The 14157-nt window shown below is 58.4% G+C and carries 14 protein-coding genes; 9 read left to right on the top strand and 5 right to left on the bottom strand.

Annotated features, from left to right (window positions below; translation table 11 throughout):
- The first annotated feature begins 14 nt into the window (after positions 1–14).
- From fdhD to KI231_RS01415, 3 genes are all read left to right on the top strand, one after another.
- The gene (fdhD, locus tag KI231_RS01425) at positions 15–854 is read left to right on the top strand and encodes a formate dehydrogenase accessory sulfurtransferase FdhD (protein ID WP_213027239.1); all 840 of its coding nucleotides are present in this window, start codon (positions 15–17) and stop codon (positions 852–854) included.
- A complete protein-coding gene (locus KI231_RS01420; protein WP_213027238.1) occupies positions 851–3199 on the top strand; it encodes an FdhF/YdeP family oxidoreductase in 2349 nt (782 codons plus the stop codon). The genes fdhD and KI231_RS01420 overlap by 4 nt, the downstream gene beginning before the upstream one ends.
- 388 nt (positions 3200–3587) lie before the next feature.
- Positions 3588–4070 (top strand): glycine zipper domain-containing protein, encoded by a 483-nt coding sequence (locus KI231_RS01415; RefSeq protein ID WP_103304152.1) that lies wholly within the window; start codon positions 3588–3590, stop codon positions 4068–4070.
- A gap of 55 nt (positions 4071–4125) precedes the next feature.
- Here KI231_RS01415 and KI231_RS01410 read toward each other — a convergent pair whose 3' ends face one another.
- The 4 genes from KI231_RS01410 to KI231_RS01395 form a co-directional block, all read right to left on the bottom strand.
- Positions 4126–4545, bottom strand: coding sequence for an acyl-CoA thioesterase (locus KI231_RS01410; protein ID WP_213027237.1), 420 nt, complete (start codon positions 4543–4545; stop codon positions 4126–4128).
- Between the two features lie 104 nt (positions 4546–4649).
- Positions 4650–5873: a 3-hydroxyacyl-CoA dehydrogenase gene (locus KI231_RS01405; protein ID WP_213027236.1), complete on the bottom strand. Its 1224-nt coding sequence runs from the start codon at positions 5871–5873 to the stop codon at positions 4650–4652.
- Between the two features lie 107 nt (positions 5874–5980).
- Complete coding sequence (locus tag KI231_RS01400; protein ID WP_213027235.1) at positions 5981–7909, bottom strand: RecQ family ATP-dependent DNA helicase; 1929 nt, start codon at positions 7907–7909, stop codon at positions 5981–5983.
- A 393-nt stretch (positions 7910–8302) separates the two neighbouring features.
- The gene (locus KI231_RS01395; protein WP_103304148.1) at positions 8303–8806 is read right to left on the bottom strand and encodes a polysaccharide deacetylase; all 504 of its coding nucleotides are present in this window, start codon (positions 8804–8806) and stop codon (positions 8303–8305) included.
- A 291-nt stretch (positions 8807–9097) separates the two neighbouring features.
- On the opposite strand from KI231_RS01395, the gene KI231_RS01390 reads away from it, so the two are divergent.
- From KI231_RS01390 to KI231_RS01365, 6 genes are all read left to right on the top strand, one after another.
- Complete coding sequence (locus KI231_RS01390; RefSeq protein WP_103304147.1) at positions 9098–9385, top strand: hypothetical protein; 288 nt, start codon at positions 9098–9100, stop codon at positions 9383–9385.
- 97 nt (positions 9386–9482) lie between these two features.
- Positions 9483–10625: a hypothetical protein gene (locus KI231_RS01385; RefSeq protein WP_213027234.1), complete on the top strand. Its 1143-nt coding sequence runs from the start codon at positions 9483–9485 to the stop codon at positions 10623–10625.
- A 47-nt stretch (positions 10626–10672) separates the two neighbouring features.
- On the top strand, positions 10673–10855 hold the full coding sequence (locus KI231_RS01380; RefSeq protein WP_103304145.1) for an antitoxin PaaA2 family protein: 183 nt from the start codon (positions 10673–10675) through the stop codon (positions 10853–10855).
- Between the two features lie 322 nt (positions 10856–11177).
- The gene (locus KI231_RS01375) at positions 11178–11477 is read left to right on the top strand and encodes a hypothetical protein (protein WP_103304144.1); all 300 of its coding nucleotides are present in this window, start codon (positions 11178–11180) and stop codon (positions 11475–11477) included.
- Positions 11478–11573: 96 nt separating this feature from the next.
- Entirely contained in the window at positions 11574–12077 is a 504-nt protein-coding gene (locus tag KI231_RS01370) for a hypothetical protein (protein WP_349306215.1), read from the top strand.
- Positions 12077–12349 (top strand): type II toxin-antitoxin system RelE/ParE family toxin, encoded by a 273-nt coding sequence (locus KI231_RS01365; RefSeq protein WP_123449450.1) that lies wholly within the window; start codon positions 12077–12079, stop codon positions 12347–12349. Before KI231_RS01370 ends, KI231_RS01365 begins: the two co-directional genes overlap by 1 nt.
- A gap of 178 nt (positions 12350–12527) precedes the next feature.
- On the opposite strand, the gene KI231_RS01360 is transcribed toward KI231_RS01365, so the two are convergent.
- Complete coding sequence (locus KI231_RS01360; protein WP_007917942.1) at positions 12528–14069, bottom strand: phosphoenolpyruvate carboxykinase; 1542 nt, start codon at positions 14067–14069, stop codon at positions 12528–12530.
- Positions 14070–14157: the final 88 nt, after the last annotated feature.

Genomic DNA, 14157 nt, shown 5'->3' with positions numbered 1-14157 from the left:
CCGTCGGTGATGCCATGAACGCCAAGCGCCCAGCCTGCGCGGCGCCAGCACTCGAAACGCCCGCGCCCGCCGCCAGCCAGACCTACAGTTACAGCGATTTACCCCTTGTGGAATCGGCCAGCACCGCGCTGGCCGAGGAAGTCGCGCTGGCGATCGCTTACAACGGCATCAGTCAGGCCGTGATGCTGGTAACGCCGACCGACCTTGAGGACTTCATCGTCGGTTTCAGCCTCGGCAGCGGCATCATCGAGGACGCCAGCGACATTTATGACCTGCAATTGACCGGCGCAGGCTCAGCGCAATACGCGCAAGTGACGATTGCCAACCGCGCCTTCTGGAATCTCAAGACCCAGCGTCGGCAACTGGCCGGCACCAGCGGTTGCGGCCTGTGCGGCGTCGAAGCCGTGGAACAGGCGTTGCCCGACCTTAAGGTATTGCCCGGTGCGCCGTTGCCACCGATTGCCTGGCTTGACGGTCTGCGCCAGCGCATCGGCGCCTTCCAGCCGCTCGGACAGCATTGCGGCGCGGTACATGCAGCGGTGTTCATGGACGCCAGCGGCGAATTGCTGATGGGCCGAGAAGACATTGGCCGGCACAACGCCCTCGACAAACTGATCGGCGGGCTGATCCGCCAGAAGATATCCACAGACGGCGGCCTGGCGATTGTCACCAGCCGTTGCAGCCTCGAATTGATCCAGAAAGTCTTGCGCGCCGGCATCCAGACCCTGGTCAGCCTGTCCGCGCCGACCGGCCTTGCCGTGCAATGGGCCCGGCGACACAACCTCAATCTCATCCACCTGCCGCAGAAAAGTGCGCCGCGGGTGTATAGCCCCGCGATGGAGAATCAAGCGTGAGCCAACATCATCAAGCCGACCATAAACCTGTCCCGCGCTACAAGCCCTACAAAGGCGCAGCCGGCGGCTGGGGCGCGCTGATCAGCGTGGCTCAGGCCTGGTTGACCAGCGACAACGCGCTGAAAAACCTGCGCATGATGCTCAAGACCAACCAGAACGGCGGCTTCGACTGCCCGGGTTGCGCGTGGGGCGATTCGCCGGAAAGCGGTATGGTCAAGTTCTGCGAGAACGGCGCCAAAGCGGTGAACTGGGAAGCGACCAAGCGCCGCGTCGATGCCAAATTCTTCGCCAAGCACAGCGTCACTTCGCTGCTGGAACAGAGCGATTACTGGCTGGAGTATCAGGGTCGCCTGACCGAGCCGATGGTTTACGACGCCGAGACTGATCGCTATAAGCCGATCGCTTGGGACGACGCCTACGCGCTGATCGGCAAACACCTGCAAGGCTTGTCGAGCCCGGATCAGGCCGAGTTCTACACCTCGGGCCGCGCCAGCAACGAAGCGGCGTACCTCTATCAACTGTTCGTGCGCGCCTACGGCACCAACAACTTCCCTGACTGCTCGAACATGTGCCACGAGGCCAGCGGTGTTGCACTGGCGCAAAGTGTCGGCGTCGGCAAAGGCACCGTGACCTTCGACGACTTCGAACACGCTGACGCGATTTTCGTCTGGGGCCAGAACCCCGGCACCAACCACCCACGCATGCTTGAACCGCTGCGTGAAGCGGTGAAACGCGGCGCTCAGGTGGTCTGCATCAATCCGCTGAAAGAGCGCGGCCTGGAACGTTTCCAGCACCCGCAACACCCGATCGAAATGCTCACCAACGGCGACAAGCCGACCAACACCGCCTACTTCCGCCCGGCACTGGGCGGCGACATGGCCGTGCTGCGCGGCATGGCCAAATTCCTCCTGCAGTGGGAGCGTGATGCGCAGAAGGCCGGCACCCCGGCGGTGTTCGACCATGACTTCCTCAACGCCCACAGCGCCAACGTGCTGGAGTACCTCGGCGTCGTCGACGATACGCCGTGGGAGCAGATCGTCACGCAGTCCGGCCTGACCCTCGTGGAGATCGAACAAGCCGCACGCATGTACGCCAAAGGCAAAAACGTGATCATGTGCTGGGCGATGGGCATCACCCAGCACCGCCATTCGGTGCCGACCATTCAGGAAATCGCCAACCTGATGCTGCTGCGCGGCAACATCGGCAAACCAGGCGCGGGCCTGTGCCCGGTGCGCGGCCACAGCAACGTGCAGGGCGACCGCACGATGGGCATCAACGAACGTCCGCCCGTGGCGTTCCTTGATTCGCTGGAACGGCGCTTCCAGTTCAAGGTGCCGCGTCACAACGGCCACAACGTGGTCGAGGCGATCCATGCGATGGCCGAGGGCCGCGCCAAAGTCTTTATCGGTCTGGGCGGCAACTTCGCCCAAGCCACGCCGGACAGCCCACGCACGTTCGCGGCACTGAGCAATTGCGACCTGACCGTGCAGATCAGCACCAAACTCAACCGCAGCCACCTGGCTCACGGCAAAGACGCGCTGATCCTGCCGTGCCTCGGGCGTACCGACATCGACATTCAGACCGAAGGCCCGCAAGCGGTCACCGTGGAAGACTCGTTCAGCATGGTCCACGCCTCCAACGGTCAGTTGCAGCCACTGTCGAACCAGATGCGCTCGGAACCGTCGATCATCGCCGGCATCGCCGCCGCTACCCTGGGCAGCAAACCGGTGGACTGGAACTGGCTGGTGGCCGATTACGGGCGTATCCGCGAGCTGATTGCCGACACCATCCCGAACTTCAAGGAGTTCAACGAGAAGATCAAGAACCCGGGCGGCTTCTACCTCGGCAACAGCGCCGGCGCACGCAAGTGGAATACGCCGTCAGGCCGCGCCAATTTCCGTGCGAACCTGCTGCCGAAAGATCTTGTCCACGAACGCACCCGCGCCACCGGGCAACTGCCGGACTTGATCCTGCAATCGATGCGCTCCCACGATCAGTACAACACCACGATTTATGGCCTCGACGATCGTTATCGCGGGGTCAAAGGCCAGCGCGACGTGCTGTTCGCCAACGAGGCCGACATCATTCGCCTGGGCTTCCGGCCGGGGCAGAAAGCTGACATCGTGTCGATCTGGGATGATGGTCGTGAGCGTCGGGTGAAGGGTTTCACGTTGTTGGCGTTTGATATCCCTGCAGGGCAGGCCGCTGCGTACTACCCGGAAGTGAACCCGCTGGTGCCGCTGGAAAGCACCGGGGATGGCAGCCATACACCGACGTCGAAGTTCATTGCGATCCGCTTGGAAGCGGCGAGTGAGACTGGGTTGATCATGGCCAAGTCGGCCTGACACACAGACCACTGTGGCGAGGGAGCTTGCTCCCGCTGGAGGCCGAAGGACTCCCGTTTGTTGATCGTTCCCACGCTCCGCGTGGGAACGCAGACCAGGACGCTCCGCTCCCCAATAGCAGACGCTGAGCGTCCAAAGATGCATAACCACGCAGAGCGTGGTTACGATCAGCTCTTGTTTTTGCGTTTCCATCGCCCACAAAAAAGGCCGCTTTTTCACAAAAGCGGCCTGTCCGAAGTAGCTAAAGACCGGCGAAAATCGGTTAAGTTCCGCATAAAAAACAGTAACTTGCACAATTGTATACAAGTCGTGTTATTCGTCGGATTTTGATTGTCAGCCTTGTTCCACAGCCTCAGGATCGGCGCCGTCATCCCTTTGAGGCTCATCTATGAAGTTCTCCTCGATTCTCTTGTTGTCCCTTGGCCTGGTCAGTGGCTTCGCTTCTGCCGGAGGCACCACCGAAGCAGGTGTGGGCGGCGCATTGGGCGGGGTTCTTGGCTCGGTCGTCGGTCAGTCTTTAGGCGGCAATACAGGTTCCACCATCGGCGCAGCCCTGGGCGGCGCGGGTGGTAGTGCGGTCGGCGCAGACAAACGCAGCCGTGGCGAAGCCGCCATTGGCGGTGCGTTGGGCGCGGCCGGCGGTAACGTAGTCGGCCGCAGCATGGGCGGCACCACCGGCAGCCTGATCGGCTCCGCAGCAGGTGGCGGTGCCGGTGGCGCGCTGGGCAACTACATGGGCAACAAGAGCGATGACGACGATCGTCGCTATGATCGCGGCCGTGACGACCGTCGCTATTATCGCGACGACCACCGTGGTCGCGGCCATGCCTATGGCCATCGCAAGCATCACAAGTACTATCGCCACCGTTAAGGCGAATGCTTGAACAAAAATCGCAGCCCTCGGGCTGCGATTTTTTTTGCCTTTTTCACACCACCAATCGTTCCAGCGCTGCGCGTAACCCGGCAGGAATCGGCACCGGTTGATTGCTCGCACGATCAACAAACACATGGACGAAACGCCCGGCCGCACAAGCCTCGCTTTCGCCAACCTTGAACACCGCCAGTTCGTATTGCACCGAACTATTGCCCAGCTTGCCGACCCGTAGGCCGATCTCGATCAGATCCGGAAAAGCGATCGAGGCAAAGTAATCGCACGCCGAACTGACCACAAAACCGACCACCTCGCCATCATGAATATCCAGCCCGCCAACCTGAATCAGGTAGGTGTTCACGGCGGTGTCGAAGAAACTGTAATAAGTGACGTTGTTAATGTGGCCGTAGGCGTCGTTGTCGTGCCAGCGTGTGGTGATGGGCTGGAAGTGCGGATAGTCAGTGCGTTGGTTCATGCGTAGTTCTCGTATTGATCGTTCTGACGCTGACCGTGAGAACGACCACTTTACCTGTGGGAGCGGGCTTGCCCGCGAAGGCGCTGATACAGGCGCCACTTCATTCAACGGTCAGCAAACCCCTTGCCTTGCGCCGCCAACTCAGCAATCAACCGCGCCGGCGTCCAGTGTTCGCCCTGCCGCGTCTCCAGCGCCAGCAAACGCTGATGAATATCCGCCAGCCCCTGCTGATCCGCCCACGCCATCGGTCCGCCCTTGTCCGCCGGGAAGCCATAACCGTTCAGATACACCAGATCAATGTCATGGGCCGACTCGGCGATGCCTTCCTGCAGAATCTTCGCGCCTTCGTTAACCAGCGCCAGGAGGCAACGCTCAAGAATCTCTTCCGGGCCGATCTCACGACGCTGAAAACCCAGCCCCTCGCTGATCTGCAACACCAGTGCATCCACTTCAGGATCATGCTCTGCCTGACGACTGCCCGGCTCGTAGTGGTAATAACCATTGCCCGATTTCTGACCAAACCGGCCCATCTCGCACAAGCGGTTATCCACTTGGACCTCCGGTGCATCCTGGCCCTTGCCAGCCAGCTCACGCGCACGCCACTCCAGATCAATGCCGACCACGTCGTACATGCGAAACGGCCCCATCGCAAAACCGAAACCCTGCAACGCCGCATCCACCTGCTGTGGATAAGCGCCTTCGAGCAGCATCTTGCGCGCCTCCAGTACATACGGATGCAGCATGCGGTTGCCGATAAAGCCGTGGCAGTTGCCCGACACCACACTGACCTTGCCCATGCGCTTGCCAAGCGCCAAAGCCGCTTGTAATACCGCAGGCGAAGTTCGCGCGCCACGAACGATTTCGAGCAGTTTCATGATGTGCGCCGGGCTGAAGAAATGCAGACCCAGCACTTGCTCGGGACGCTGGGTAGCCGCCGCGATCGCATCAATATCCAGCGCTGAGGTGTTGCTCGCCAACACCGCTTCAGGCTTGAGCACGCCATCCAGTTCACGGAAGATTTTCTGTTTGAGCTCAAGGTTTTCGTACACCGCCTCGATCACCAGATCGACATTACGGATCGCCACGTAATCCGGCGCTGCGCTGATCCGGGCGAGACGCGCATCGGCTTCGGCCTGATCAATACGACCCTGACGTACGTTGTGTGCGTATGTATCGGCCACGGTCGCGAGCGCCTGCGCCAGCATCTGTGGATTGTTATCCACCCATTGCACCGTCACGCCGGCATTGGCCAGGCACATGACAATGCCCCGGCCCATGGTGCCTGCACCGATTACCGCCGCCTGCTGAATATCGAATGTCTGGCTCATGTTGTTCTCTTGTTGGCGATCCAAAGACTGGTCTCACCATAGTCAGCCATCGACGGTTTTTGAAGTTTATTACCGTGATGATCGACATTCAGCGGATGGATGCAACCTCAAAGGTGTTCCTGGGCCCACCCACGCACCTCGGCATACGGATACTCCTCCAACGTCGCATACCCGGAAATCGCCCGCGCCTTGAGCTTGGTGAACAGCGGCACACTGATGCCGCACAGAAACCGCGTCAATCGCTCCGCTGTCGGCACACTGCCCGTGTGCTGCTCATGCCTGTGGATAAATTCACCGCACAGTGCTGCGAAGTTTTTATCCACAAGCGCCGGTAGTTCCGGAGGTGCTGGTAAACGAGCAATCTGTCCGTGACACACCGAGCAATGCCCACAACGCTCGGGGGCATCGTGATCGCCGAAATACTCCGCCAGTCGATAACCCAGGCAGCGTTCAGTGGCGAACACGTCAAGCATCGCGTGAATCCGCGCGACTTCGGTCTGTTCGTGGCGAGTGAAGTAATCGTGCAGCTCGCCACTCAACACATCACTGTCAAAGTCGCTGTGCAGCAAGCTGTAGACCTCGGTCATCTGCTTGCTCTCAAGCTCGACCCAGCCCTTCTCCTGAAAGTAATCCAGCGCCTTCACCACCCGATTGCGCTCAGCCGAATATTGCGTGTACATCGCCTCGAAACTGACCGTGGCCCAGGTACGCGCACGGCTCGACGTCTGGATGATCGCCGCAACGAAGTCCCGGCGCTCACCCTCGAAACGCTCGAGCAATGCCTCGGGTTCGAGCAAATACTTGAAGCGGTATTCGGCGTAATACGCATAGCGCGGCGCGATCAGACCACGCAGCTCCAGTTGCACCAGCAAGGTCTTCAGCGGTAACGCGCGTATGTTGCTCTGATCCGCCAGCGGACCAAGCAGAAACTCCCATTGCCCTTCCGGTGCCGAGGCCTTCAACTCATCGAGCACATAACGAATGCCGTCACGCTCCGGCGTGTCACCGTAGACAAAGTTTTCCAGCACGTTGAGGCTGTCACGATTGGCCAGCACGAGGCAGTCCGACGGTTCTCCATCACGCCCCGCACGGCCGATTTCCTGGCTGTAGTTTTCGATGGATTTGGGCAGATCGAAGTGCACCACATTGCGGATGTCGCTCTTGTCGATGCCCATGCCGAAGGCGATGGTCGCAACGATGCAATTGGACTGCCCGGCCATGAAGCGCTTCTGGATGGCCTCGCGCTTATCGTGGGGCAGACCGGCGTGATAGGCCTCGGCCTGAATGCCGTTGCGCTCCAGATGTTCGGCGATGTGTTCAGCGGTTTTTTGCAAGGTCACGTAGACAATGCTCGGCTGACCCGGCCGTTCGGCCATCCACTCCACCAGCCGCCGACGCTTGTCCTGGCCACGCACCGGCTCCACCAGCAGATTGAGGTTGGGCCGATAGAAACCGGTCGTCACCACATCCTCGGCGGCAATAGAGAATTTCGCCTGCATGTCGGCGATGACTTGCGGGGTTGCCGTGGCCGTCAGCAGCAAGGTCTGCGGGATGTTGAACTGACGCTGATAGTCCGGCAACTTGAGGTAGTCGGGGCGGAAATTGTGTCCCCACTCCGAGATGCAATGCGCCTCATCCACCACCAGCAACGAGATCGGCACCTGCTGCAAGAAATTGCGGAAGCGCTCGTTCTTCAAACGCTCCACCGAGATCATCAGGATCTTCAATTCACCCGAACGGGCGCGGGCCATCACGTCATTGGCATCCTCGCGGCTCTGCGCCGAATCGATGCTGCCGGCCGAAATGCCGTGGCGTTGCAGAAATGCCAATTGATCCTGCATCAACGCCAGCAGCGGCGAGACCACCAGCGTCAGGTTCGGCAGCATCAGCGCCGGCAATTGATAACAGAGGGACTTGCCGGAACCGGTGGGGAAAATCGCGGCTGCCGAACGCCCGGCCAGTACCGCACTGATCGCTGTTTCTTGTCCGGGGCGAAACTGTGGATAACCAAAAACCTGTTCCAGGGTGTTGTGCATTCGCTGTCACTCCTTTGACTGCTGCCATGCCAACAGCCTAGCGGGCGATCGCAGCGAGTCGAGAAAAGGTCGGGGCCAAATCGATTCGGAATGATACAGCCCCTGACGCTGGGTCACAGGCTGAAACAAACGCCACAATTTGTTTATCGCGGTCTTTTCCGGCATCGCGATAAAGTCCCACCCACTGTTTCGCCCGCATCACGCCCGGACGGCGGATGCGTGAAAAATTCTCAAAGGAATGATCATGCACTCTAGATTGAAGCTAATACTCGCCCTCACCCTCTCCGCCCTGCTGCTAGGCGGATGCATGCGGTTTCCAGACGAACTTCCCCAACTCGCGGCCGGTGCGACGATGCAGGCAGCCGCTGTGGCCTAGACGTCAATCAGCAGAGGTCACGGCAGCAGTACGGCCACTCGCAACTGCTCGTTCAATGCCTGTTCATGCACACTCTGGCTTCTACTTGCCCAAAGTGCATGGGCCGGGCTGATGTCGCCAGTGAACGCCGCCGCCAACTGCCGCAGGTCAGCGACGCTGCGCACCTGAGGGCAAAAGGGTTGTTCGCCACAGTCCTGACTGGCGTTGCGATAAGTGCTCAGCAGGTGATCCCACAAACCGTCGCGCACTTGCCGGATCGACTTGAGTTGCACTTGCGGCACACCCAACCGTTGTTTCAGACCTGACTCATCGAGCGCTTCGCTGGCGAGCAGAGCTTTGCCGAACATCAGCACTTCGGCGCGCGAGGCCGTGTCGACGTTCGCCGGGCTGGTGAGCGCCTCCGGCCAACCGGTTCGATCCAGATGATCGAGCACCAGCGCGTTATCCAGGTCAACCGCCATTACTACACGGCAACCACTGGCCCACAGCACCACAATCAAGGCCATTCGTAGCCACTGCATACCTAATTCCCTTTATGCGCGTATAGGACGTCTGGAAACGTCCCACAGATTCTGGCGCGCACCATACAGAGGTTTGTTCAGAAGCGCCTGACAAACCCGTAGGAAAATTCCGAGCTAAGGGTTTTGCCTTGAAAAGCCCATGAAAACACGTAGGGCAAATACCCGAACACCGGAAAAACCCCTACGAACTCTGTCCATTGCAGCCGTCTTGTCCCACAGCCCGATGCCCTCCTATAGTGGCCGACGCGACTGAATCGCACCGTAGCGACTTCTCAAAGGACAGCCTAATCCATGAACTCACTGCACCCGCCCCTCAACCGCTACCGCCGTTTGAAAACCAGTTACAGCGAGAATCCGGTGCTGGTCATCGACACGGACGCCTGCCATGAAGACCTGCTGGATGCCGCACAGCAACGTCTGTGCGCTGCCAGCAATCTGTTGGAAACTCTTTACTGTTTGTGTTTCCAACAAGCAGACGTCAAAGACATCCCGAACATTGTTCAGGCGCTTTACTTGTTGACTCAAGACGGTTGCGAACTACTGGAAGTTGCAAAACTTAAAATCGCCCAGCGCAATTAAACCCAACAACCAACAAATCTCGAAACAACCCACTTCTTTGCCTTTTAAAAGAACAATACTACGTTGACTGCTCTTTCATTAAACAAGAGCAATAAACATGACTGTTTTAACTATCTTTTTTTGCGGCACGGGTTCCAACAAGTTTGACACCACCCATGAAAACTTCTGGAACGGCGAATTGATTTCCACCTTGGCCGCAAACCATTCCGGTCGCGAGTTTGCCGAATGGATCGTGGTGGATGGGCCGGGCAGCGGCAACCTGCAAGCGGATGACCTGTTTACCAAAACCAAGGAATACGGTCTCAGCGGCACGTTGTTTGGCAAGGGCTGGGAAGAAAACGTACAGCACGCGCTGAATATCATCAAAGGAAAATGCGACTGGCAACGCGAACAACTGACCGAAGCCGGATACAACCGCCTCAAAGCCGCCGGCATTCCCATTGAAGATGTCAAAGCCGAGGGCTCGTGGTTTTGGCGCAAGTACAACTATGGCGACCGCAGCATCACCCAACAGAAGTTGCAGGAGGGCATTATCAAGACGTTCCGCAAAGACGGTGTTATTCCCACCCGCGTCAATCTGGTGGGCTGGAGCCGAGGCGGTGTAAGTTGCCATATGCTGGCCAATGCAATGTTGAAAGACACTCAACTTAAAAATATTCCGGTGAACATCTTTGCTCTGGACCCCGTTCCGGGAATCGGTAACTTCCAGGAAGATCGGGTCAAACTCGGCAGCAACGTCAAAGAATACATCGCCTTCTACGCCCGCGATGAACGCTCCAAAGGCTTCAGCTGCGTCATCCCGCAAACCGCCACCGGCACCAAAACCTGCATCTATCCCATGGCCGGCCGTCACGCGACCATGGCCGGCAACGCCACCGCCGACGGCGGCGTCCCTGTCAGCGCCAGTGACCTGAAAACCCTGGTGGAACCGGGCCGCGTCGTCCGTCATTTCGCCGAAGCCTGCCTCAAGCGCTGGGGCGTGCAACTGAACAAAACCCTGAATCTGACCGCGACCGATCTGAAGACCCTCACCGACGGCATCGTCCGCGATGAAGCCCGGTACAAACGGATGCACAACATCTCCTACACCTACTTCACCGAACTGGATAAAGGCGAACGCTACGTGTCTTTAGGCAGCAAAGGCGTACCGTTCTCGGCGGTGAAAGGCTCGATCTACACCCCTGCGACGGGGCTGACGACCAGTGTGCTGGATGTGGCGGCGTATCGGGTTATTGGTTGAGGCGGAGCGGCGACCGATAGGTTTTTAACCAAGAAGGAAATAGAACGATGAACAGTACGAGCGGTGAATCGGAACAGGCTAGCGACGAGGAAACCTACGAGGCATGGTTCATCCGGCAGGTCCAAGCCAGCATTGATGATCCTCGGCCAAGCATTTCCGATGAAGTAAGCAGGAAACTGATGGCAGATAAACGCGCTCGTTTAAGACGTCTGAAGGATTGTCAGCAATGACCTATTTAATCTACGTCCTGTTCCTACAAGGACAGACTCCTTGTCTTCTATCGCCGTCGTGTAGCTCGTCTCTATAGTCGTGACTGTCGCTGCCAAATCAGCGGCTCGGGCTTGGTCACCCGTATTAGATGTGCATTCACAGTCGTTGTATGCTGCTGGCGCTTTTTTGTGTCAGCACGCTTTATGGCGGCTGTGTTCGGGACACCTTCGGGTGTGCCGGTTGTGAATGCCTCATCGGTTGACCAACCCGAACGCAGTCCGCCACCTATCGCTTGGTCACGGTGGGTGCGGATTCTCATGACGCATAACGAGGCAAAAAATAATGAAATCATGGAATCAATTCACCACCGATCGCTACCGCCCACTCGAATCCAACCTCACTGACACCAAGCCCCTGATCATCGACACAACGGCCAATCCACAAGACATCCTCGAATGCGCCGTCCAGCGCCTGCGCGCTTCAAGCGATCTGCTAAAAACCCTCTATTGCCTCAGCTTCAAACAAGCCGACGTCGAAGACATCCCCCACATCACCCACGCCCTCTATCTGCTGACGCAGGATGGCTGTGACCTGCTGCAAGTCGCACAGCAGCAGATGCTCAATTGGAAAGCACCAGCCTGACGAACTCCTCGGCAGGCGCGTTCACAGCTAGAACTACCTGCCTCTATCTCGAACACTGACGCTGGGATTTCGGCGCAAAGCTTAAGGAGCTGCATTTTGCAAACTATTATTGATTGCGTACGATGGGAGCCATTGTTCAACCAAGGGCTTGCCTTCATGACCACTGAAACCATTGATCACAGTACTCTCGCGCGATTGTTTGAGAATGGTTCGATCAGTAGCGCACATATCGTCGCCAAACCCGGTGGCTGGTCAATTCAGATTCAGCAAGGAAACAAAGAATATTCACTGGCAGCACAACGCAGTGGTCAGGTGCGACTGTTCAAGCGGTTTGAAACACTGGTGACCTACCTGCAAGGAGTAGGTATCAATCACTTCGATGTGGACGCCTCCAGCTATGACCCTCTGCAGATAAAAACCTATGCCCGACCTGATCGCGCCGAAGCGATGAAACAAGCGCATGAAGCTGCGGCATATGAAGAATGGGTCAAGCAACAGGTACAAATCAGCATTGATGACCCAAGACCCAGCGTCAGCGATGAAGACGCTCGCAGGATATTTGCCGCCAAGCGGGATGCTCTGCGTCAGCGAGTACGTTGATGAGGTTGGTCTGGCGCCAAGAGGCGCTGGATGATCGAGAAAACATCATGGAGCGTATCGGCCAGGAAAATCCCGCTGCAGCGATCAAGCTCGATGAGCTTTTCGAATCGAAGGGAGAAAGCGTCCGCCAGCAGCCAGCTTTATACAAAAGAGGTATCGCGCAAGGCACCCGCGAAATGGTTGTCACCCCAAACTACTACATCATCTACACAATCAAAGTTGATGCTGTGGAGATGCTGCGAGTACTGCATACCAGGCGGCAATGGCTATGAAGGCTGAAGAGAAGAAGAACGGCGTTTAGAGTTCGCGGCTACTTAAGTGGCATTATTCTGGCTGTTTAACGCGAACGCTGCGGGAATATTGGCAGTTGGTCTGATAATGACACCCAACCCATCACCCACAAAAAAGCCGCCCTCAAGAGGCGGCTTTTTCATTCACCAGAACTAAGTCTTACAACTTCGGCCCAGCAGCCTTGATCGCGTCGCTCACTTCGAACTTCTTGAAGTTCTCGATGAACAGACCGGCCAGTGCCTTGGCAGCCTCGTCGTACGCAGCCTTGTCAGCCCAGGTGTTGCGTGGGTTGAGCAGGTTGGTTTCAACGCCCGGTACGGCCAGTGGCACGTCGAGGTTGATGGTGTCGAGGTGCTCGGTGGCGGCACCGATCAGCGCGCCGCTCTGGATTGCTGCGATCACCGCGCGGGTGGTCGGGATGTTGAAGCGTTTGCCGACGCCGTAGCCACCGCCGGTCCAGCCGGTGTTGACCAGGTAGACCTTGGAGCCGAAGCCGCGGATGCGCTTGATCAGCAGCTCTGCGTATTCCCCGGCCGGACGCGGGAAGAACGGTGCGCCGAAGCAGGTGGAGAAGGTCGACTTGATGCCGCTGCCCGAACCCATTTCAGTCGAGCCCACCAGAGCGGTGTAGCCGGACAGGAAATGGTAGGCCGCTTGTTCTTCGTTGAGGATCGACACTGGCGGCAGCACGCCGGTCAGGTCGCAGGTCAGGAAGATCACAGCGTTTGGCTCGCCGCCCAGGTTGTGCTCGGAACGCTTGGCAACGTGCTCCAGCGGGTACGCGGCGCGGCTGTTCTGGGTCAGGCTGACATCGGCGTAGTCGGCGTGCTTGGCGTCGTCGATGACGACGTTTTCCAGAACGGCGCCGTGCTTGATGGCTTTCCAGATGACCGGCTCGTTCTTCTCGGACAAGTCGATGCACTTGGCGTAGCAACCGCCTTCGATGTTGAAGACAACGCCTTCGCCCCAGCCGTGTTCGTCGTCACCGATCAGGTAACGGCTTTCGTCAGCCGACAGCGTGGTTTTACCGGTGCCCGACAGACCGAAGAACAGGGTCACGTCGCCTTCTTCGCCGATGTTGGCGGCGCAGTGCATTGGCAGCACGTCAGCGGCCGGCAGCAGGAAGTTCTGCACGGAGAACATGGCTTTCTTCATTTCACCGGCGTAACGCATGCCGGCGATCAGCACTTTCTTCTGTGCGAAGTTGAGGATCACGCAACCGTCGGAGTTGGTGCCGTCACGCTCTGGCACGCACTCGAAGTTGGCCACGTTGAGCACCTGCCACTCTTCACGACCAGCCGGGTTGTACTGCGCCGGGTTGATGAACAGGCAACGACCGAACAGGTTCTGCCAGGCAGTCTGGGTGGTCATTTTCACGGCCAGGTAGTGATCTTCGGCCGCGCCTACATGCACGTGGGAAACAAAGTGCTCTTGCGCGTTGTTGAACGCCTCGACGCGAGCCCACAAGGCATCGAACTTGTCGGCCGGGAACTTGCGGTTGATCGGGCCCCAGGCGATAGCGGCCTGGGTGGAAGGCTCTTCAACGATGAAACGGTCAACAGGCGAACGACCGGTGCGGTGACCAGTGCGAACAACCAGAGCGCCGGTATCGGCAAGCTCGCCCTCACCGCGGTTCAGGGCTTCTTTTACCAGATCATCAACACTCAGATCGGTGTACACGGCGTTATTGGCTTGCGTCATGAGGTTCCCCGTCGGCCAGTGGCCGAGTGTGCTCCAAACGTTTTGTAGTAGAAAGTCGTGCACTACTACCGCGAAAAAAGTGGGCCGG

Source organism: Pseudomonas sp. Seg1 (assembly GCF_018326005.1).
GTDB lineage: Bacteria > Pseudomonadota > Gammaproteobacteria > Pseudomonadales > Pseudomonadaceae > Aquipseudomonas.
Note: the sequence above shows the minus strand (reverse complement) of the source record. Positions and strands in the feature narration are given on the sequence as shown.